At 44.1% G+C, this 21,250-nt stretch carries 19 protein-coding genes; 17 read left to right on the forward strand and 2 right to left on the reverse strand.

The features are described 5' to 3' along the window. Positions 1-107: 107 nt before the first annotated feature. From hisC to D6855_RS07525, 3 genes are read left to right on the forward strand one after another with little or no spacing between them, the layout of a single operon-like run. On the forward strand, positions 108-1,196 hold the full coding sequence (gene hisC / locus D6855_RS07515; RefSeq protein ID WP_243111831.1) for a histidinol-phosphate transaminase: 1,089 nt from the start codon (positions 108-110) through the stop codon (positions 1,194-1,196). Positions 1,197-1,217: 21 nt separating this feature from the next. After that, entirely contained in the window at positions 1,218-1,691 is a 474-nt protein-coding gene (locus D6855_RS07520) for a COG2426 family protein (protein WP_120739623.1), read from the forward strand. A 29-nt stretch (positions 1,692-1,720) separates the two neighbouring features. After that, a complete protein-coding gene (locus D6855_RS07525; RefSeq protein ID WP_120739625.1) occupies positions 1,721-2,557 on the forward strand; it encodes a class I SAM-dependent DNA methyltransferase in 837 nt (278 codons plus the stop codon). Between the two features lie 354 nt (positions 2,558-2,911). On the opposite strand, the gene D6855_RS07530 is transcribed toward D6855_RS07525, so the two are convergent. After that, on the reverse strand, positions 2,912-4,138 hold the full coding sequence (locus D6855_RS07530) for an LL-diaminopimelate aminotransferase (protein WP_120739627.1): 1,227 nt from the start codon (positions 4,136-4,138) through the stop codon (positions 2,912-2,914). A gap of 147 nt (positions 4,139-4,285) precedes the next feature. On the opposite strand from D6855_RS07530, the gene dapF reads away from it, so the two are divergent. The 12 genes from dapF to glf all read left to right on the forward strand — a co-directional run bounded on the left by dapF (position 4,286) and on the right by glf (position 16,534). Then, a complete protein-coding gene (dapF, locus tag D6855_RS07535) occupies positions 4,286-5,179 on the forward strand; it encodes a diaminopimelate epimerase (protein WP_120739843.1) in 894 nt (297 codons plus the stop codon). Between the two features lie 2 nt (positions 5,180-5,181). Then, positions 5,182-5,679 (forward strand): hypothetical protein, encoded by a 498-nt coding sequence (locus D6855_RS07540; RefSeq protein ID WP_120739629.1) that lies wholly within the window; start codon positions 5,182-5,184, stop codon positions 5,677-5,679. A gap of 3 nt (positions 5,680-5,682) precedes the next feature. Further along, a complete protein-coding gene (locus D6855_RS07545) occupies positions 5,683-6,801 on the forward strand; it encodes a DUF6765 family protein (RefSeq protein WP_120739631.1) in 1,119 nt (372 codons plus the stop codon). Continuing rightward, complete coding sequence (locus D6855_RS07550; RefSeq protein WP_120739633.1) at positions 6,779-7,315, forward strand: DUF308 domain-containing protein; 537 nt, start codon at positions 6,779-6,781, stop codon at positions 7,313-7,315. The genes D6855_RS07545 and D6855_RS07550 overlap by 23 nt, the downstream gene beginning before the upstream one ends. 116 nt (positions 7,316-7,431) lie before the next feature. Further along, positions 7,432-7,941, forward strand: a complete 510-nt coding sequence (locus D6855_RS07555; protein ID WP_120739635.1) for an SEC-C metal-binding domain-containing protein — start codon at positions 7,432-7,434, stop codon at positions 7,939-7,941. 60 nt (positions 7,942-8,001) lie between these two features. After that, positions 8,002-9,885: a threonine--tRNA ligase gene (gene thrS / locus D6855_RS07560; protein ID WP_120739637.1), complete on the forward strand. Its 1,884-nt coding sequence runs from the start codon at positions 8,002-8,004 to the stop codon at positions 9,883-9,885. Positions 9,886-9,936: 51 nt separating this feature from the next. Beyond that, entirely contained in the window at positions 9,937-11,595 is a 1,659-nt protein-coding gene (locus tag D6855_RS07565) for a hypothetical protein (RefSeq protein WP_120739639.1), read from the forward strand. 16 nt (positions 11,596-11,611) lie between these two features. After that, positions 11,612-12,235: a hypothetical protein gene (locus D6855_RS07570; protein WP_120739641.1), complete on the forward strand. Its 624-nt coding sequence runs from the start codon at positions 11,612-11,614 to the stop codon at positions 12,233-12,235. A gap of 71 nt (positions 12,236-12,306) precedes the next feature. Next, the gene (locus tag D6855_RS07575) at positions 12,307-13,836 is read left to right on the forward strand and encodes a glycosyltransferase (protein WP_120739643.1); all 1,530 of its coding nucleotides are present in this window, start codon (positions 12,307-12,309) and stop codon (positions 13,834-13,836) included. Continuing rightward, positions 13,833-14,570, forward strand: coding sequence for a hypothetical protein (locus D6855_RS07580; RefSeq protein WP_120739645.1), 738 nt, complete (start codon positions 13,833-13,835; stop codon positions 14,568-14,570). Before D6855_RS07575 ends, D6855_RS07580 begins: the two co-directional genes overlap by 4 nt. Positions 14,571-14,951: 381 nt before the next feature. Further along, positions 14,952-15,287: a hypothetical protein gene (locus D6855_RS07585; RefSeq protein WP_022765107.1), complete on the forward strand. Its 336-nt coding sequence runs from the start codon at positions 14,952-14,954 to the stop codon at positions 15,285-15,287. Positions 15,288-15,373: 86 nt separating this feature from the next. Continuing rightward, the gene (gene glf, locus D6855_RS07590) at positions 15,374-16,534 is read left to right on the forward strand and encodes a UDP-galactopyranose mutase (protein ID WP_120739647.1); all 1,161 of its coding nucleotides are present in this window, start codon (positions 15,374-15,376) and stop codon (positions 16,532-16,534) included. Positions 16,535-16,664: 130 nt separating this feature from the next. On the opposite strand, the gene fliD is transcribed toward glf, so the two are convergent. After that, positions 16,665-17,966 (reverse strand): flagellar filament capping protein FliD, encoded by a 1,302-nt coding sequence (fliD, locus tag D6855_RS07595; protein ID WP_158589489.1) that lies wholly within the window; start codon positions 17,964-17,966, stop codon positions 16,665-16,667. A 246-nt stretch (positions 17,967-18,212) separates the two neighbouring features. Here fliD and D6855_RS07600 point away from each other — a divergent pair, with 246 nt between their 5' ends. Together D6855_RS07600 and D6855_RS07605 are read left to right on the forward strand one after the other, a co-directional pair. Then, on the forward strand, positions 18,213-20,081 hold the full coding sequence (locus D6855_RS07600; RefSeq protein WP_120739651.1) for a hypothetical protein: 1,869 nt from the start codon (positions 18,213-18,215) through the stop codon (positions 20,079-20,081). Beyond that, a complete protein-coding gene (locus D6855_RS07605; RefSeq protein WP_120739653.1) occupies positions 20,081-21,133 on the forward strand; it encodes a bifunctional glycosyltransferase family 2/GtrA family protein in 1,053 nt (350 codons plus the stop codon). The genes D6855_RS07600 and D6855_RS07605 overlap by 1 nt, the downstream gene beginning before the upstream one ends. Positions 21,134-21,250: the final 117 nt, after the last annotated feature.

The following is a 21,250-nucleotide window of genomic DNA, read 5'->3' on the forward strand; positions in this document are numbered from 1 at the left end:
TCCGAGTTCTGGCGCCCTTGCCTTCTAGCATATTTTAAAGGAAAAAAGATTTACAGGCAACAAATATTTAGTATAATTGAAATGATTTTTCGAAGCGGAAACCGTGCATGACAGCCGATTATGACAGGCTGCAAAAGGGAGAGAGCATGAGCTGGGAAGAAAACGTAAGAAAGGTTGTTCCATACGTACCTGGAGAACAGCCCAAGATCAAGAACATTATAAAGCTTAACACCAACGAGAATCCTTATTCTCCATCACCTTTTGTTTACAAGGCTTATGAAGAGGTGGACCTTGACGATTACAGGAAATATCCTGATCCAACCTGCTCTGTGCTGGTGGATTCCATCGCAGATTTTTACGGTGTTAAGAAGGAAAACGTGTTTGTCGGAGTCGGCTCTGACGACGTTCTTGCCATGGCTTTTCTCACATTCTTTAATTCAGATAAGCCAATTCTTTTCCCTGATATAACATATTCGTTCTATGACGTGTGGGCTGACCTCTACAGGATCCCATACAAGCAGATCCCTCTTAAGGACGATTTCACAATTGATCCTGAGGATTATAAGGGCGAAAACGGCGGAGTTGTTATAGCAAACCCCAATGCTCCAACCGGAGTTAAGCTTCCTCTTGAAGCTATAGAGGAGATCATCAAGAGTAACAGGGACGTTGTGGTTATTGTAGATGAAGCCTATGTTGACTTTGGCGCAGAGAGTGCACTTCCACTTATCGACAAATACGACAATCTTCTGGTTGTAAGGACATATTCCAAGTCAAGATCTCTTGCGGGACTTCGTATTGGATACGCCTTTGGATGTGAGAAGCTGATCAAGTACCTTCTGGACGCCAAGTTCTCTTTTAACTCCTACACAATGAACATGCCTTCTCTTACTCTCGGGGCAGCAGCCATGAGGGATAGAGAGTATTTTGAAAAGACCACAGCCAAGGTCGTTGAGACCAGAGAGAGATTTAAAGTCGAGCTTCGCGCCCTTGGATTTGAGTTTGCAGATTCAGCCACAAACTTCGTATTTGCAAGACATCCAGAGAGGTCTGGAAAAGAGATATTTGAATATTTGAGATCCAATGGTATAATAGTGCGTCGCTTCGATAAGCCAAGGATCAGTGAATACCTTAGAATCTCCATCGGAACAGACGAGGAGATGGACAAGCTTATCAGCGCGCTGAAGGAAATAGTTTGATTATAGTTAGGAGATATTTAAATGCTTAAGCAGTATATCATCGTATTTTTAATTTCAATGGTTCCACTTATTGAGCTTCGAGGCGCAGTTCCTTACGCTATTGCTAATGGACTTCCTGTGCTTCCAAGTTACATCATCGCAATTATCGGAAACATGATCCCTGTACCTATCATCTTTTTCTTCGCAAGAAAGGTTCTTGAGTGGGGAAAAGATAAGCCGGTTATCGGAGGTTTCTTCACCTTCTGTCTTGAGAAGGGACACAAGGGCGGAGAGAAGCTTAAAGAGAAGGCCGGTAAGGGACTTTACTGGGCACTGTTCCTCTTTGTAGGTATTCCGCTTCCTGGAACAGGTGCATGGACAGGAACTCTAGCTGCATCTATTCTTGATATGGATTTCAAAAAGAGTGTAACAGCTACAGTTTGCGGAGTTATTCTTGCTGGAATTATAATGGGATCAGGAACTAAGATCATAATGCTGATAAGCAGCCTGTTCTGATCAGGCAGCTCCTTTGAAAGGTAAGGAATATGGAAGCTTATACAGATTTTGCAAAAGTATATGATACCTTCATGGATGAAACCCCATACGATGTATGGGGTAATTTTGTTTCTTCACTTATTGAGAAGTACGGAGTTTCTAAGCCGGTAAAGGGCGGGGCGAAGGCGTCTGATGAGTATAATACCCAGGAGGACAGCGAGGATGCTCTTTCTGAAGAGAGAAACCTTGTAGTAGAGCTTGGGTGCGGAACAGGCTCTTTTACCCAGGTTATGCATGGCCTTGGCTATGACATTATGGGAATCGACATGTCCCCTGAGATGCTGAACCTTGCAAGACAAAAGAGCGCTGAGGCGGGGCTTGACATCATGTACCTTGAACAGGACATGAGAGAGCTGGACCTTTACTGCACGGCTGGAACCATAGTCAGTGTTTGCGACAGCGTAAACTACGTTCTTGAGGACGATGAGCTTATAGAGACCTTTAAGCTGGTGAACAATTTCCTGTTCCCCGGCGGAGTTTTTATATTTGATTTCAACACACTGCACAAATACAGGGATATAATAGGAGATACAACGATAGCTGAAAACCGCGAGGACTGCAGCTTTATCTGGGACAATTACTACGACGATGAGACTCACATCAACGAGTACGACCTGACTATCTTTGCACTTTGCAATCAGGAAAAAGAGCTTTTTGCAAGATCCGTGGAGACTCACTACCAGAGGGGCTATACCCTTGATGAGATGAAGGGCTTTGTCGAGGCAGCAGGACTTAAATTCATAACGGCTATTGACGCTGACACCCATGAAGAACCGGGTGAAGACAGCGAGAGAATATATATTGTGGCTAGGGAACAGGGAAAATAAAAACTTCATATCCCCTTGACTGATTTTGTCAGAATGTTTTTTGGTGGTCAGGCGGGCTATGAAGTCAAAATATACCTTCACAGATCAAAAAGTGTTCTGAAGGTATACTTTTTAGTGATTCTAATCTTGATTTCTTCGTGAGTATACCTTCAGAGGGGGAAAAACCTTGCTGAAGGTATACTTTTTTCATGTCTGTGGGTGGACCTTCTCAAAAAGTATACCTTCAGAGCATAGAAATGTTCTCTGAAGGTATACTGCAAAAAAATTCTCGTTGGAATTTCTCTAAATGTATACCTTCACACGGCAAAAACTACCGCTGAAGGTATCCCTTAATTGTTTCCTGTTATCTTGAAATTACAAAGCCTTGATCCTCTCGAGAGCTTCTACGCTGTTCTCATAGCTGCCGAAGGCTGTCAGGCGGAAGTAGTGCTCGCCGCTTGGGCCAAAGCCTGAACCTGGGGTTCCTACTACGTTGGCATTCTCAAGAAGGTGATCGAAGAACTCCCAGCTGGTCATATCGCCAGGGGTGCGGAGCCAAACGTAAGGTGAATTTACACCGCCAAAGGCTTCGTAGCCAGCGCCCTTAAGACCATTAAGGATGAATGTCGCATTCTTCATGTACTTGGCAACCATCTCTTTGATCTGCGTTTTACCAGCATCTGAGTAGCAGGCTTCTCCGGCTCTCTGAACGATGTATGGAGCGCCGTTGTACTTGGTTCCATGTCTTCTTGCCCAGAGGCTGTGAAGTTCAACTTCCTTGCCATCAACAGTAACCTTGAGGTCGTGAGGAATGATGGTTGCTCCAAGACGAAGACCTGTAAAGCCGGCGTTCTTGGAGAAGGAGCGAAGCTCTATTGCGCATGTTCTTGCGCCTTCGCACTCAAAGATCGAATGAGGAATGTTGTCCTCAGAAATATATGCCTCGTAAGCTGCATCGAAGATGATCACTGCACCAACCTTGTTAGCGTAGTCAACCCATACCTGAAGCTGATCCTTGGTAACTGCAGCGCCTGTTGGGTTGTTAGGGAAACACAGATAGATAAGATCTGGTGTCTCCTTTGGAAGTTCAGGAGCAAAGCCATTCTCGGCTGTACATGGCATGTAGATCACGTTGCTCCAGATACCTGTTGCCTGGTCGTAGTCGCCGCATCTTCCTGCCATTACGTTGGAATCTACATATACAGGATAAACGGGATCGCATACAGCGATCTTGGAGTTCTTGTCGAAGATCTCCTGGATGTTGGCTGAGTCACTCTTGGCGCCATCTGAGATGAAGATCTCATCGTCTGCAATGTTGCAGCCTCTTGCTCTGAAGTCGTTTTCAGCAACTGCCTTCCTGAGGAACTCATATCCAAGGTCTGGTGCATATCCTCTGAAGGTTGAAGGATCTGCCTGCTCATCAACAGCCTTGTGAAGTGCATCGATAACAGCCGGGCACAGAGGCTGAGTAACGTCTCCGATTCCAAGTCTGATTATCTTTTTATCAGGATTTGCCGCCTGATATGCGTTCACTTTCTTGGCGATGGTGCTAAAGAGATAGCTTCCGGGAAGTTTCAGATAGTCGTCATTTGGTCTGTACATATAGGATTCTCCTTGCTTGTAGCGTATGCTAACGAAATATTTGAGGTTATTTTATACCAACTTTGTATAATTGTATACATCTTTTTGCAATTAAAATGTGATATTATATAATTGCGAAAAACTAAAGGGAGAGGTGCCAATATGAAAATAAACTTCACCAAGATGCACGGCTGTGGCAATGATTACGTTTATATAGATGGCGGAAAAGAGATAATCCCTCAGGAAAAGAAATCTGAGCTTTCAAGGCTTGTCTCCGACAGACACTTTGGAATCGGATCCGATGGACTTATCTTCATAAATCCTGTAGATGACGAGAGCATCGACTTTGAGATGGAGATGTACAACGCTGACGGATCAAGGTCTGAGATGTGCGGAAATGGCATCAGATGTGTTGCCAAGTACGTCTATGACCATCGCCTTACTAACAAGAAACAGCTTACAATCGTAAGCGCTGGTAAAAAGAAATTCATCAATCTCTCAGTTGGTGATGACGATACAGTAGATACTGTTAAAGTTGACATGGGTGCTCCTATCCTCAAGGCTGCGGAGGTTCCTGTTTCTGTTTCAGGAAGCTCAGCTAAGATCCCACAGGGAATTCCTGAGGATGCTGTTGTCGACTATCCAATAACAGCTGCTGGAAGAGAGTGGCATATGACCTGCGTATCCATGGGTAATCCCCACGCAGTAGTTTTCCTTGCGGATGACATGGACCTTGAAACCTTTGATATAGAGCACATCGGACCACAGTTTGAAAACCATGAGTGTTTCCCAAACAGGACAAACACCGAGTTTGTTAAGGTTGACGACAGGGGCAACGTTCACATGAGAGTATGGGAGCGTGGAACAGGTGAGACCCTGGCCTGTGGAACCGGATGCTGTGCAACTACAGTGGCATGTGTACTTAACGGTCACACTGATGCAACAGTCAACGTTCATGTTCTTGGCGGCATTGTAACCTGCACATGGGTCGGTGATCCTGAATCCTCAGTGATCATGGAAGGCCCTGCAACCACTGTGTTTGAAGGAACAATAGAGATTTGATTATGGACGATCAGAAGAGGCAGCTCATAAAAAAATATGAGAGCAACATAATCCTTAGTGGCAGAAGTATGCTCTTTTTCGGCCTCTGGGACGCTTTCAAATTTCTTGCTACTTATCTCTATGGAGAGGGCGGCGAATTAAACGAAGATCTTAATGTTCTGATCCAGGCGGAGCTTCTTCCTGACTATGCAGAATGGATCATTGTTGGTATCGTCTGTCTTCTTCTTTTTAGTTTCAATTTCTACATCGGCGCCAAAGCTATTGCCTATGGCAAGGGCAGAGGCAAGCGCCGGGTGTGGTTTCTTATTGTGGCCGGTATTTTGGGACTGGCTACACTTGTTGGAATCCCCTACTATTTTTCTGATATAAAGATCACCGATCTGGATTCGGTTATAGCCACGGCTCTTATGGATGTGGCCTTTGTTTATATGGTCTTTGACATGATCTACAGTGCAGGAAGACTTGCAGCAATAAACAAAAAGAGACAAATGGAGGCCTGAGGCGTGCAGGAAGATTTTCACTATTATGCCACATATTGTGCAGCCATCTTAGCGGGCTACTCCCATGAAGAGAGCATGGAAATATGCTACAGTGCTCAGTTTGTGGATATGTGCTCCAAGACATACCTGGCCTCTATCAAGGCGCCTCTTAGCGCTGCAACTACTCAGCTTCAGCTGGAGATGATGGATGCAAGGACGGATATCATCGGCCTTCAGGAGATCACCAGAATCTGGGCTTCCTTTCATTTCCTTCCAAAGGATCTCTATGCCAAAAAGAAATGGCGCCCTAAGGTCTACATGAACAAGTACAGGCTGATCTGCGGCCCCAACTCAGACCTTATGGTGAAAATGGTGGAACTTGCCAAGGGTAAGCCACTTCAGAACGTGGGCATCGCAATGCACGTTCTTGCTGACACCTGGGCTCATGCCTACTATGCCGGAACGCCGTCTCTTGTAATTAATGGCACAACAGCTGAGTTTTATGAGATAGTGCAGGATGGAGACGGGGAAAAAGAGATCCCGATCCACTTCAGACACAGCGCATCAACACCGGATGACCTTGATAAACACATCTTTACCAACAGCCTTTATCAGGGAAATGAAAAATCCATCATGAACCTGGGACACGGAAGAGCAGGACATCTGCCCGATTACTCTTTTGCCAAATACAGATTCTACCCTGCATGGGGCGACTACGGTGACATTGTTAAGGACAACCCTTCCGATTACTACAAGGCCTTTTGCCAGATGGTATACGCCATGAAGTATATAAGGGAAAAAGAGCTGTTCTTTGAAAAAGACACCTACCACGTTCCGGAAGTTGCACCCTACAGGAAACGTATCGATCAGATCCTTAGAAAGAGGCAGATAATTGCCTGCGATGACTGGAAGGCCTTTGGAGAGGAACTGTCGGGGCAGACAATAGAAGACTTTGATATAGACAGGTTTAAGAGTGAGTACATAGAGGTAGCTGAGGAACACAAAAAAGATACGTTCCTTGGTAAGTTTATAGATGGCGCGATTGCCCATAAAGCCATGGTTTCCAATGAGATCAGTTCATCAGGAAGCTTCCTGGCGGGCTTTGTTCAGGTGAAAATACATGACAAAATTTCAAAGAGCTAAAAACTTCATAAAAGGACTTCTCATGCTGGCGGCGGGAGGACTTGTGCTCTTTATCCCGGGAGACAGCTACCTGCTGCTTCTGACTTTTTTGGCCCTGGTACTGCTTTTCTCAGGTATCAATACCCTTATCTATTACTTCACCATGGCAAGGTTTATGACAGGGGGCAAGATCATGCTGTATAAGGGTATCATTGTCCTTAATTTCAGTATTCTCACAGCGTCTCTTGTGGATGTTCCAAGGATATACGTCCTTATGTACCTCATTGCGATCCACGCATTTTCCGGTCTTGTGGAGATACTAAGGGCCCTTGAAGCCAAGAGATACGGAGGCGGAAGAAGCTGGCACTTAAAGCTTGGCCACGGACTTTTGAACCTTGGTATGTGCATCCTTTGCTGCATCTTCATAAAACATGTGAAGACCGTCAGCATCATCTACGCAATGGGTATCATTTATTCCGCCATACTTACCATAGCTGCGGCCTTTAGGAAGTCTGACCTTGTGTACATTCAGTAGCCAATGTTTACATATTAAATGGAATATATTAAAATAAACCATGTATGCAATTTTTGAGCCTGCATACATGGCTTTTTTATAGTCTAATTTTATTTGAGAAATAGGAGTAATTTGTTATGGCATTATTAAAAAAATGGCGCGATATGGCTTACTCTGAGACAGCTAACAAGGGCGATCTTCAGAGACTTTGGACAGAATATTTTGAGAAAGAACGCGATATCTACTCAGAGCTTTTAAAGAACCCTGACGAAGTTGTTAAGGGCACAGTTAAGGGTCTTGCTGAGAAGTACGGCGTTGATCTTATGACTATGGTTGGTTTCCTTGATGGAATCAACGACAGCTTAAAGGAGCAGAATCCTATCGAGGAAATGGAAGAGGATACTGAGGTTAGCCTTGGTTTCGACAAGGAGCTCCTTTACAAGAACATGGTAGGCGCTGGTGCAGACTGGCTCTACAACCTTCCTGAGTGGGAGGAGATCTTTGATGAGGATAAGAGAAAAGAGCTCTACAAAGAGGAGAAGACTTCTCACACCATCAGAAAAGAAGACAAGGTATATCCTAATGATCCATGTCCTTGCGGAAGTGGCAAGAAGTACAAGAAGTGCCACGGCAAGGCTAATGCCTGATCATTTGATATAAATATTTTTATTTGCATTTCCCGGTTGGAATTGCAAGAAAGGACAGTTATGGAAAGAGAAGAATTTTTGGGATTGTACCGTCACTCAATGGCGCACATTCTCGCAAAGGCAGTAATTGAGATTTATGGCAAGGAAGTTCAGTACGCTATCGGACCTCAGATCGATGACGGATGCTACTACGATTTTGTACTCCCTAAGCCAGTAACCCAGGACGACTTCAAGATGATCGAAGACAAGATGAGAGAGATCATCAAGAGAAGAGAAGACTGGACAAGAAAAGAAGTAACCAAGGCTGAGGCACTTGAGCTCTTTAAGGATCAGAAGTTCAAGACTGAGCTTATCAATGATCTTCCTGAAGGGGAGACCATCACTATATACAATACAGGCGATGATTTCGTAGATCTGTGCAGAGGACCTCACGTTGAGAATTCTCAGGAACTTATGAATGTTTCCTATCAGATCAAGTCTGTTTCAGGCGCTTACTGGAGAGGCGATGAAAAGAGAGATCAGCTCTCCAGAATTTATCTCTATGCATTCCCAAGTAAGGATGAGCTCAAACAGCACATCAAGCTTATCCAGGAGGCAATGGAGAGAGATCACAAGAAGATCGGACCACAGCTTGATCTGTTTATGTTCGATGAGACAGCTCCTGGTATGCCATACTGGCTCCCAAGAGGATGGAAGATGTACCAGGCACTCCTTAAGTACTCAAGAGAGATCCAGGAGAAGCACGGCTACACTGAGATCGCAGCTCCTCTTATCAACAACAAGAAGCTCTGGCTCATCAGTGGTCACTGGGCACACTATGTAAACAACATGTTCATGGTTCCTGGTCTCGAGGGACAGCTTAAGGCTGACGCTGAGATCCCTGGAGTTGTTGAGAACTACAACGACGCTTCAGAAGAGCCAAGAAACGTTAAGATCGTAGCTGGTTCTATGATCTACAATCGTGAGCTTGAGGACACAATGGCTGCTAAGCCTATGAACTGTCCTAACGCCATGATGACATACAAGAGAACCAACCACTCCTACAAGGAGCTCCCTATCAGATACAGTGAGTATGACGTTCTTCACCGTAAGGAGAAGTCAGGTCAGATGAACGGTCTGTTCAGAGTTCAGGAGTTCAGACAGGACGATGATCATACATTCGTAATGGAATCACAGATCAAGGAAGAGATTGCAGACGTAATCGCAATCGCGGACGAGATCTATTCAACATTTGGTGTTACATACAGAGCAGAGTTCTCAACAAGACCTGAGGACTTCATGGGTGACATCGAGGTTTGGAACAGAGCCGAGGCTGCTCTCAAGGAGATTCTTGATGAGAAGTACGGCGAGGGTGGATACGAGATCAACGAAGGCGACGGTGCATTCTATGGACCTAAGATCGACCTTCAGATCAAGGATGCTCTTGGAAGAGAGTGGCAGTGCGGAACTGTACAGCTTGACTTCCAGCTTCCTCACAACTTTGGTCTTACATACCAGGCACAGGATGGATCAATGCAGATGCCTGTTGTTATCCACAGAGCTATCTATGGTTCACTTGAGAGATTCATCGGTATCATCATCGAGAACTTCAAGGGTGTATTCCCATTCTGGCTCAGCCCATATCAGGTAGGTATCGTTCCTATCAGAGTTGAGCACAATGAGTACGCCAAGAAGGTTGAAGCTGCTCTTATGAATGCCGGTATCCGTGTTGAGGCTGACTACTCAGACAACAACATGAAAGAGAAGATCAAGAAGTTCAAGAACTATAAGGATCCATACATTCTTGTAATCGGTGACAAGGAAGCTGCTGAGAACACAGTATCTATCAACGTTCGTGGTTCTAACAAGCAGATCCAGAATGTACCGCTTGATGAGCTGGTTAAGATGTGCGAAAAGATGAACAGAGAGCACACTCTTGAACTCATCGATACATACGAGGCATAAGATTATCATCAAAGGCACAGCCTATGCTGTGCCTTTTTTAAAGGAATCACTATGAAACTATTGTCTGAGGTTAAGGCAAAGACCTGGATCGGAATTGCATTTTTTGTAGCAGCACTGTACTGCATCGCCAGGTCTGTGATCTTATCATTTTCAATCGACATATGGTACGACGAGCTGTTCACCATGGAGTTTGTAACAAGACCAATTGGTGAGATGCTAAGTATTGCTGCAAGGGATGTTCATCCTCCGCTTTACTATATTATCGTGCGCATTTTTGAGGCGGCTCTTGGAGCAGCAGGACTTATCGGCGATGCTCCGGGGCAGATGGCACCAGAAGTTCTGGCTAAGCTCGTGTCTGTTTTTCCATTCTTTATTCTGATGATCTACGCTGTCACAGTGATCCGGAAGAAGTTTGGAATGCTGGCGGCTGGGATATTCTCTTTTGCCATAGTATCCATGCCTCAGCTTCCTGAGTACACCACCGAGATCAGGATGTACAGCTATGCTATTTTATTTGTCATCGGACTTATGATCCATGGGTACCTCCTGTATGAGAGCTTTCTTGCTGGCAACGAGAGGGGATGGGATATTGGAAATGGCTTTGCTGTGTGGTTCTACGCTTCAGCTGCAGCCTACACCCATTACTACGGAGCTCTTGCTGCTGGCATTATCTATGGAATGCTGTTTGTGATAATGCTGGTAAGTTACGTTAAGACTATGAAGTCAGACGAGAGAAAAAGCCTTAGTTTCAAGGCTTTTGGTATGCTGATCATATGCATGAACTTAACAGCCATAGCTTATATTCCATGGATTTCAGTGTTCCTGTCACAGGCATCCGCTGTTAAGGCTAATTACTGGATCCAGCCTGTAGGAATCAGGAGCCTTGGAAGTGCGGTCAAGCATCTCTTCAAGGGATACTTTGTAAATGAGACGCTGGCTGTAATTATAGCAGTGGTTCTTTTCATACTGGTTGCAGCGCTGTTTATCAAGAACTTTGTGGGACTGATAAAGAGCAGGGAATCAGAGGATCTGTTTGTTATTATGTCATTCCTGGTACTGCCTCTTCTTGTGGCAGGCGGACTTATCGCATCAGTGCTACTTAGGCCAGTGTTTGTAAACAGATATATGCTTCCGGCGTACGGGTGCTTTTGGCTTGCGATAGCTATTATGGCATCAAGAGAGATCGAGGAACTTATCGAGGCTGTGAAAAATAAAAAGACAGCTCTTTTACCAGGGTGCTATCAGGTAGCTGGTGCGGTACTTGCAGCTCTCATCCTGCTCACTGGAATTGTGGATTTTAAGAGTTTTATCGGAAACGAGGAGTACAGGCAGGTCAACATGGAAAAGACCTTGGAGCTCTTTGACGGCATAAGCTCTGATACCATCATCATCAGTAACTTCAACCACGTGCAGGGACTTCTTGGATATTACCTCAACAGAAACAGTGAGGATTACAGGATCTATCTCTATCAGCAGGAGGCTGAGCCTCTTATAGACGAGATGGTTCCGGGCCTTGAGACAATCGATGACCCCGTGGATATCGCCAATTACCTTGAAGGTGGTAAGAAAGTTCTTTTTCTCGGAAGTTTTAACAGCAGAGAGGTCCTTTTGCAGGAATGGGACGATGAGTTTGGTATAAAGAATGACAACCAGGGAAGCTACCTTATGGAGAGATACTGGTTTGATGTGTTTAAGCTAAAGAACTACTGATCTTTTGGGAGATGTTATGAAGAAGTTTTTTGATATTAAGAAAATAGGCTTTGGAGCAGGGATCCTGATGGCGCTTTTCTTTTGCGTGCTTGCAGCTTTTATGAGCCTTGATGTTATTGATGCTCTTGCAAGGGACAACCTGGACAAGGCTACTTACTGCAGCTTTGTCATTCCTCCGGAATTTGTTCCCGGGGCTGAGAAGGGTCTTTTTATCAATAAGAATCACCCCATGGAGTCTTCGTCCATCAAGTACGACTTCTATGACAACGGTCTTGATGTGGCCCTTACAAACAGGCAGAAGGCTCAGCTTGAAGAGGCGGGCACAACTCTTGGCGTCACTGATGAGACCATGTCTCTGACAAAAGAGATCTACCAGAATACCATGTCAGCTGCCTACAACAAAGAGTATGGGCAGAATGTGAATTTTGCTGTTAGCTCTTTTGACAAGATCACTGTTGACGGATATCCGGGATACAAGATCATTGCCACATTTAAGGCGGCAGATGAGGAGACCGTGCACCAGAGAGTCTACATGATCCTTAGCAGATACAGGACCTTTACCATCTCCATGCAGAGGGCTGAGGACGATGACTGCGAGAGTTTCTTTGATGAGTGCGCATCTTCCATACATGTGCATTAAGTGCAGATAGTGTGATATGATATTGTATATAACTATACAAATTTACGACTACTACATGTGATGGATACAGAATGTTTGAGAAGCTGACAGAACTGATTTCAAGTGGCGAGTATAAAGAGGCTTTGTTTGAGTTTCAGGAGGAGTTTTTTCACATCGATGAGAGAACTCCCTCGGAAGCTGCAAGGCTGTGCGTTCTGACAGCAACTTTGTGGGAGCAGCTTGAGGACAGCGTGGCTGAGTTCGACACTATAGCCCAGGGTCTTGTCTATGACCCGAAAAACTATGAGCTCTTTTACATGCTGGGATTTCTCTATATGAATCTCAATGCTGATCAGGCTTATCTGTGCTTTAAGATGGCTCTTATGTACTGCGATGATGATGGCGACAGGCAGGTGATACAGGATTCCATAGAGTCGCTAAAGGCTACCCGGGCTATGAGGGTTCGTGGCACCAGCGTCATGATCCTGTCTTACAACGATCTGGACATCATGAAAGAGTGCATAAAGTCTGTGGAAGAGAGCCTTCCAAAGGATAGCTTTGAGATAGTGGTTGTGGACAACGCTTCGACTCAGGAGGGAGTAGTTGAGTACCTGAGGGCGAAAAAAGAAGAGGCGGACTATCCCTTTAAGCTCATTATTAATAGCGATAATCTGGGATTTTCAGCGGGCTGCAATATTGGGGCAGCAGCCTGTGATCCGGATAACGATATTTTCTTTTTAAACAACGATGCAGTGCTTATGCCAGGTTCTCTTTTTTACCTGAAGATGGCGCTTTATGAAAACAGAAATGTTGGTGCGGTGAGCGCCCTTTCAAACAGCGCATCTATTCAGGAGATCCCTGCAGAGAGCTTTGGCCAGAAGGATGGAGATGGCGGACTTAAGTGGCATAAGGCTCTTGGATTTGAGAAAGCCTTAGAGGTATTCAGGAATTACGCTACTACAAAGGTTGTTCCAGCAAGGAATCCATATATCAGAACTTTCAGACTTACAGGGTTTGCACTTCTGGTCTCAAGGGCTGCACTTTTGGCGGTTTCAGAAGAAGGAAAGGTCTTCGACGAGTTCTTTTCCCCGGCGTATTTCGAGGACGATGACCTGTCCATGAGGATCGCAAGGGCTGGGTTTGAACAGTATGTCTGCAAGAACAGCCTGATCTACCACAACGGTGGCGGCGGTTTCATGGGCGACAACAGCCTTATGGACAAGGGCAGGGAGAAGTTCAAGGAGAAATGGGGCTTCGATGTTTGGGCTTACTCACTTCCATGGCTTGAAGCGGCCGACAAGGCTATTGAGATAGCCAAAGAAAAGAAGGGGCACATAAGAATTGCTGATTTCACCTGCGGCTTTGGAGTCACAGGATCATATATCAAGGATCAGGTTCCAACTGCTTTTGTTGCAGGAATCTGCAGGACCAGCTTTGAGGCCGGCATTGCAAGGAATCTGGTGGATGATGTAGCGCACGGGGAGATGAATACCATAAGGCTCCCATGGGAGGGGCACTCCTTTGATGTGGTGCTGGCAGATACCAGCGTAGTCAGCAGAGGGCGTATAGCAGAATGTCTTAATGAGGGTGGTATTTCTATTACTCAGGAGGATTTTGAATGATCTGTCCAAAATGCGGAAAAAGCCTTCCGGAAAATTTGAACATGAAGATAACCTTTTGCCCTATTTGCGGCGACAGGCTCTTTGAAGCTGGGAAAAAATATCTCATAGAGATTCAGTGTGCTGGCCAGAGAACTGGTGAAGGCACAATGAAGATGTTTGTGGATGACAGACAGCTCTACGAACTGACTCCCGGCGAGAATATATGTATTTTGCTGGACGCAGGTTTTCATACCATGAAGTTCAGACATAAGATAAGAGATAAGGTTATTGATGTTCTGATTAATTCCAGTTATGTGGTTAAGGCTTATTTCAATTCATTATCAGGTCTTATTGAGACCAATATCATGAAAGTAGACGATTCTGAGGAGGGAGCCAACTTAGATGCCTTAGGCAGTAAACAGCTTGCTGTTCCTGTAATGGAAACGGAAGATGGCACAAGAGCTTTTGATGTGATACTTGGTGAGGATGATCCTGATTACGAGATCAAGGTAACAACTGGTCTTCGTGAGGGGACCTTAAGGCTTTATTCCGAGAGATGTGAGTTTAGTATCGAGGGCGTCTTTAAAAAAGAGATCATAAACTATAAGGAAGTTGTAGAAGTTAAGAAGAAAATGGGCTCTATTGACATAGTTTGTGATGGAAATGTTCATAAAGTTTATAGTATTCCGAAAGATACCTACAATGAGGTGTTGGCATATTTGACCAATAGAATCAGAGAGGTTAAGGGCCGATAGGCGGGGCAGTAACAGAGCATACTAAATAACATTTATTAACAAATGATAAACTGAGAACAAACAGTGCTTTTGTACTGTTTGTTTTTTCGTTTATATTAGAAAAATTCCTCCAGCCCAGTATCCATGGGCACTGGAGAAATAAACGGTAAAAAGTCTTTTATTATAACAACGAATTGCGAAAAAAGTGTGAACACTTTAGCAAATTCTTGTTATTCAGTAGATTTTCGTTAAAATGCCAAAAAATCGTAGTCAAACTCTCTAATTTTTTATTCGAAAATTCCCCTAAAAAGTGAATGACGAAAAATCGTCTATGTGTTATTCTTATTTGTGCAAAAAGAAAGAGATTTCGCAAGAAAAATATTAGTAATAGGAGGTGGCATCATGACAAAGGCAGAAATTTTAAAAAGAGAAATTCTTTCACAGTATAAAAGTGTTAGACAGTTTGCAATAGATATGTCTATTCCATACAGTACACTTGTAACAGCATTAGATAGGGGAATTGAAGGTATGGCTTACGGAACAGTTATCAAGATGTGCGATCGTCTCAACCTTAACCCAGTAGATTTTTCAACACTTGAGCAGGGTACAGACCTTGGTAAGAAGATCGTTGAGAACAGAGTTATGCAGCAGTACGTTAAGCTCAACAAGGCTGGAAGAAAGAAGATCCTTGATATGATGGGTGATTTCTCACAGCTTGACAAGTACCAGGCAGACTGATAAATAGTCTTGTAAGGTAAAAGGATGATAAAGCTCCGCTGATTTGATATAATAATCAGCGGAGTTTTTTTCTTGGAGGAAAAGGGATGAAATACGATTATCTTATAGTGGGCGCTGGTCTGTTTGGTGCAGTGTTTGCCCGTGAGATGAATAAAAAGGGAAAGAGCGTCCTTGTGATCGACAAGAGAGATCACATCGCTGGTAATATATATACAGAAGAAGAGATGGGTATCAACGTCCACAAGTACGGAGCCCACATCTTCCATACCACTGATAAAGAGGTCTGGAACTACGTCAATGAATTTGCAGAGTTCAACAACTATATCAACAGCCCTGTAGCTGTTTATAAGGATGAGCTCTACAATCTTCCTTTTAATATGAATACCTTCAGCAAGATGTGGGGTATCAAAACACCTGATGAGGCAAAAGAGATAATCAAAGCCCAGGCTGATAAAGAGATCGAGAGGATGAAGGCTGAAAAGGGAACCGATGAGTTCACAGCCGACAACCTTGAGGAGCAGGCTCTTAGCCTTGCTGGTAGAGACATCTATGAGAAGCTTGTAAAGGGATATACAGAGAAGCAGTGGGGAAGAGACTGCAAGGAACTTCCTGCTTTTATCATCAAGCGTCTCCCTATGAGATTTATCTATGACAACAACTATTTCAACGACAGATATCAGGGAATTCCAATAGGAGGTTACACTCAGCTTGTTGAGAAGCTCCTTAAGGGGATTGAGGTCAGGACAGGTACTGACTACTATGATTTCATTAAGCTTGAAGGTTCAGTTCCTGCAAGACCATATACTTCACAAGAGGGTGATACCTTCGACAAGATACTGTTCACAGGAATGATAGATGAGTTCTTTGGCTACAAGCTTGGAACACTGGAGTACAGATCTCTTAAGTTTGAGACCGAGAGCCTTCCGGATGTTGATAACTACCAGGGCAATGCGGTTGTGAACTACACCGAGAGAGATATCCCTTACACCAGGATCATCGAGCACAAGCACTTCGAGTATGGAACTGGCAAGGGAACCATTATAACAAGAGAGTATCCAGCCACCTGGAAGCATGGTGATGAGCCATATTATCCAATGAATGATGACAAGAACAATGCTCTTTATGAGAAGTATAAAGAGCTTGCTGCAGAATATCCTGATATCCTTTTTGGTGGAAGACTTGGACAGTACAAGTACTACAACATGGATCAGATCGTAAGAGCGGCTCTGGATATGAGCAGAGCATGATCGATTTTATAAGAGGACATGGAAAAGGCCCCGCGCATATGATGCGTGGGGCCTTTTGCTGCCTATCCCTGGCAGCTCTATTATTTCAAGTCACCTCTTCTGCAGCAGAGGGACTGAAGGCGAAGATGTATCAGCAATAATTGTTGAACATCATGCCTGAATATTCGCTGGTGATGTATGGAGATGTGTAATCGCGGCTGTCAGGATTCTTGTAGTTAACAACTGGCCGGTCTACATACTTCATAGGATCAACCGAAATGTCTTTTGTCTTGGCAATGAGACTGTCGGCGAAGTTATTGACAGGGGCAAGGGACTCTACTGAGCTGGTGCCTGATACTGCCTGCTTAAGAAGTTCCTCATCTATTGAAAGAGTACCGCTGCCTTCAATGGAAATGCCGATATCCTGTGCGTTTGCCAGATGCTGCTGGGCAATTCCTATGATCTCGCTGCGAAGCTTGTTGCTCTTGAACTTGTCATCAGTTTTACCTGATGCGTCCTGAACAAAGCTGTTGTAGTTATCGATAAGAGCCGTAACATGCGAAATCAGGGCATCGTTGTCTTTCTTGACGCCCACATGTATAGGTTCTGAACCCTTGGTTGTCTCTTTGAGGTTGATATCGAACTTGCCACCAACTGTAAAGTGGTTGGATATGGCTGCCTTCTCCTCGCCGTTAAGTGTAAAGTGGGCATTGGATGCCGGCTCGAATACCTTGTCTATTCCAAGGTACGCAACTGATCCGGTTGCAAGGCCGCTGCTGGATTCGAATATCTCAAACTGGCTTATCTCACCCTGCTTAAGTCCTGTGTGAGTGGATGCGATCTCAAGTGCTGTTCGCTCGCCGTCCTCAACTATCCTTGCGGACAATCCTACATTTGCTTTATTAATAAGCTTTTCAAGCTTCTGCTGAACGTCTATGTTCTTATCGTTGTTGTAGATACTGAACTGGAACTCGAATTCCTGACCATCTATCCTTACATCAAAGGCGTAGTTGTCAGCTGGAAGTCCCGTGGCTTCCTTAGGAAGGAACCTGCCCTTGTTGACCTGACTGCTGGCCAGCTGAGAAACTTCAATATCAAATCCGATGTTTCCAATATCCTGCTCAGGAGTCTTGCCAATGTAGGAAGCGTTAACCTTATCCTCATCACTGGTAAAGGCTGATGAGTGATTGAGAGAGGACTTGTCCTCATGATCGCTTAAGCGCCTGATACTACCCTGGAGCTGACGTGCTTTTTCTTTTATATCTATAGCATCGTTTCTGGAACTGTCGTCATCTGTTAAAAGATAAAGAGGGGATTTCTTGTTTATTTTTGCAATTGACTTATACACATCCCTAAGCTCATCCTTACGATGGGCGTCGGCCTGTGTAACATCTTTGGATACATAATCCTGTATGAAATGGTTATAAGCACCATTTAGAGATATGCCTGCCATAATGCCCCTCCTTTCTTCCATGATGTACGTACGAGTCCTTACTCTCTACCAATCCATTGGTATCAATCGCACGAGGGCATAACTAGCCACATTTAGTTACTTACATTTTACTAATTAAAGGTCAAATGTCAACTACTTATTGTCATAATTAAGAAGATTTTATAGATAATTAAGAATTGATTGTTATTGACCATGCGTTTATATTATTATGTTATGGAATAGTTTAAAAGGATTGGAAGATCATTGATGTTTTTTGTTGTGGTTTTGGCTGTTTTACTGTTATCTGCTATGACAACAGTAAGATATAAAAAGAATATACTGGATGCTGTGACGGTCTGGACGGCGGCGCTCATCATGCTTTTATATGTTCTGGCCTTTTTCAGGGCCATGAAGCTTGTCTTTGTTTTAGCTATCATCGGTATTTTATATGCACCAATACGAGCATATCTGGATAACAGATCAGATGTGAAACAGTTTAAACAGGAAATCTCAGGTTATTTTAAGGCGCTCTGTTCGCCGTATCTTATACTGTTTGTTCTGACAGTAATTGGAGTGTGCGTTGCTACAGCTGACATGGCATTTACATGGTGGGATGATATCAACTTCTGGTCATCAGATGCCAAGCAGTTTTACTTTATGAATGGATTTCCTGGAAGATACGGAAATGTCTCTCCGGAATTTGGTGATTATCCACCCGTTACTTCTATATTTAAATGGCTGTTCCTTCAGATCAGTGGAAAAGAGTATTCGGAGAGCCTTCAGTTTGCTGGATATTTCTGCCTCAATGGAGTATTTCTTTTACCCCTCCTTGCAAGGATAAAGGATTATATTGAAAACGCCGGGTTTAAGAAGACAGTTTCATATGGCCTTTATCTTGTAAGTTTTCTGGCTGTAATGCTTTTTCCCGGAGTGTTCAACGGGATCATCTACTATGGGACTCCTGCAGATGTGACAATGGCTATTGTATATGGAGCGCTTCTTCTGGCTATTTACGATCAGCAGGGTCACGGAAATCTGTTTTACTTTGGAAGGATAGGCTTATATGCCAGCATTCTTCTTCTGACCAAGTCAATTGGTTTTGAGTGGGCTCTTTTTGCCTTTGCTTTCTATATATTAATAGGTAAAAGAAATAAAGCCGTGTTTGGAAGTGCGCTGGGAGCGGCGCTGTCCTTTGGAAGCTGGATGGGATTCTGCCTTGTAAACAGGAGAGTTGCCAAGCTTACAGGGGCTGGAGTCAAGATGGCGACATCCGGAAACTATGTTGCTCCGGATGATACTGCCGACAAGTTAAAGTTCTTTTTCCAGGGCTTTGCCTTTGAACCCATGCACTCGGATCATAACCTTAATATTGACTTGTCCACGGCGGCAGCTTTGGTTCTGATCTTTGTTATGATCGTTGTTCTCTATAATATGAAGCTTCTTGGAAAACAGGAGACAAAGAGGATAGCTCTTTTCACCCTGTGCACTGGGCTGTTGGCCTATGGAATAGTGTTCCTGGCTCACATCTCCATCTTCCAAGGAGAGGTTCAGTACATGAACTCCTTTGCTATGGGAATATCCATTGCCAGATATTGCGCACCATTTACCCTGGGAATGACATACCTGCTACTGGGGATGATGTTTAACAGGCTAAGAGCAAGGAATCTTGGCTTGCCTTCAAGAATTTTGGTTTATGCGGTTTTGCTGATCATCTTTTTGACAGCGGATTACACGGGAGTCTATAAATATCTGACGGGCTATCATAATAGTCTTGCTGAAGACAGAGCCTATGTGGAAGACATGGTTGGAGATGAAGGCAGGAAGATAGCAGGAGCTGTTGCTGACAGCGGGTATTATGGCAAGCGTGTTCTGGTGTTCAGGGATGGACACGATTACTACTGGGTTCACAACACCTACATTAACAAGGAGGCTTCTCCTGTACCGCTGGTATATGACAGCTATCTTGCTGAGGAAGACACTGCTGATTCGATCATGAGCAAGATCAGGGCAAGTCACGCAGAATATGTTTATGTTGAGGATGAAACTGGGGAGTCTGAGGATCTCTTTTCCCAGATAATAAAAAATGGAGAATATGAGCCAGGAAGAGTGTACAACCTGGCACAAGATGTTTATTGATGGAAAAGATCGTACCTGTAATTATTCCGGCTTACGAACCGGATGAGAAGTTAATTAAATTATTGGATGAGCTGGCGTCTGAGAAATTTTCACCGGTAATTGTTGTAAACGATGGATCTGACAAGGAGAAATACGGACATATTTACGACAAGGCCAGGGAAATGGGAGTGGTTGTTCTTGAGCATGCGGTGAACATGGGCAAGGGCAGGGCTCTTAAGAGTGCTTTCAATTATTGCCTGACACAGTACGAGGGACTGGTTGGAGTTGTCACTGCAGATTCCGATGGTCAGCACGCTGTAGAAGATATTAGAAAATGCATGGATGCTCTTATCGAAGATCCCAGTGCGCTGGTCCTTGGAGTCAGAGACTTTAACCAGGAGGGAATTCCTGCCAGGTCAGTATTTGGAAACAAGACCACCAGTAAGGTCATGAAGTTTCTTGTTGGGATGTCGATAAGTGATACCCAGACAGGACTAAGGGGAATATCTGCGGAATTTATGAAGTTTCTTTTGACTGAGAAGGGTGAGAGGTTTGAGTTTGAGACCAACATGCTTCTGGACACCAAAGAACTTGGCATTAAGATAAAAGAGATTCCTATAAGAACTATTTATTTAGAAGAAAACCGATCAAGTCACTTTAACCCTATCAAGGATTCTATAAGGATCTATGCGGTATTCTTTAAGTTTTTGGTGTCATCCCTGTCTTCTGCTGTGGTGGACATCGTTTTGTTTAGTGTTTTTTGCGCGATGTTTAAGAACGTACCAGTTGCCATTGGTTACATCATGCTCTCCACGATCATGGCCAGAGTTATTTCTGCTATCTATAACTTCCTTATTAACTATAAGGTGGTATTTAAGGGGAAAGGGAGCGGGCTCAGAGCTGCGGTCAGATACCTGGCGCTTGCAGTGTGCATCATGCTCCTTAGTGGATTTCTGGTAAGCTTCTTCCACGGAATGATCCCGAGGCTTCCTGAAGCTGTTGTAAAAATTCCAGTGGACTGTGTGCTGTTTCTTTTGAGCTTTTTTGTTCAGAGAGAAGTGGTATACAAATGAGTCGTTTAAAAACTGCATATTATTAACGAAAAAATGTGTTGACGCGGATAAAAGTCTATGTTATATTTGACAAGCGACAAGAGATTTATGTCTTTTTTTTATGCGCAAAAATGGACA

The organism is Butyrivibrio sp. CB08, from assembly GCF_003625485.1.
In the GTDB taxonomy this organism is placed as follows: Bacteria; Bacillota; Clostridia; order Lachnospirales; family Lachnospiraceae; genus Butyrivibrio.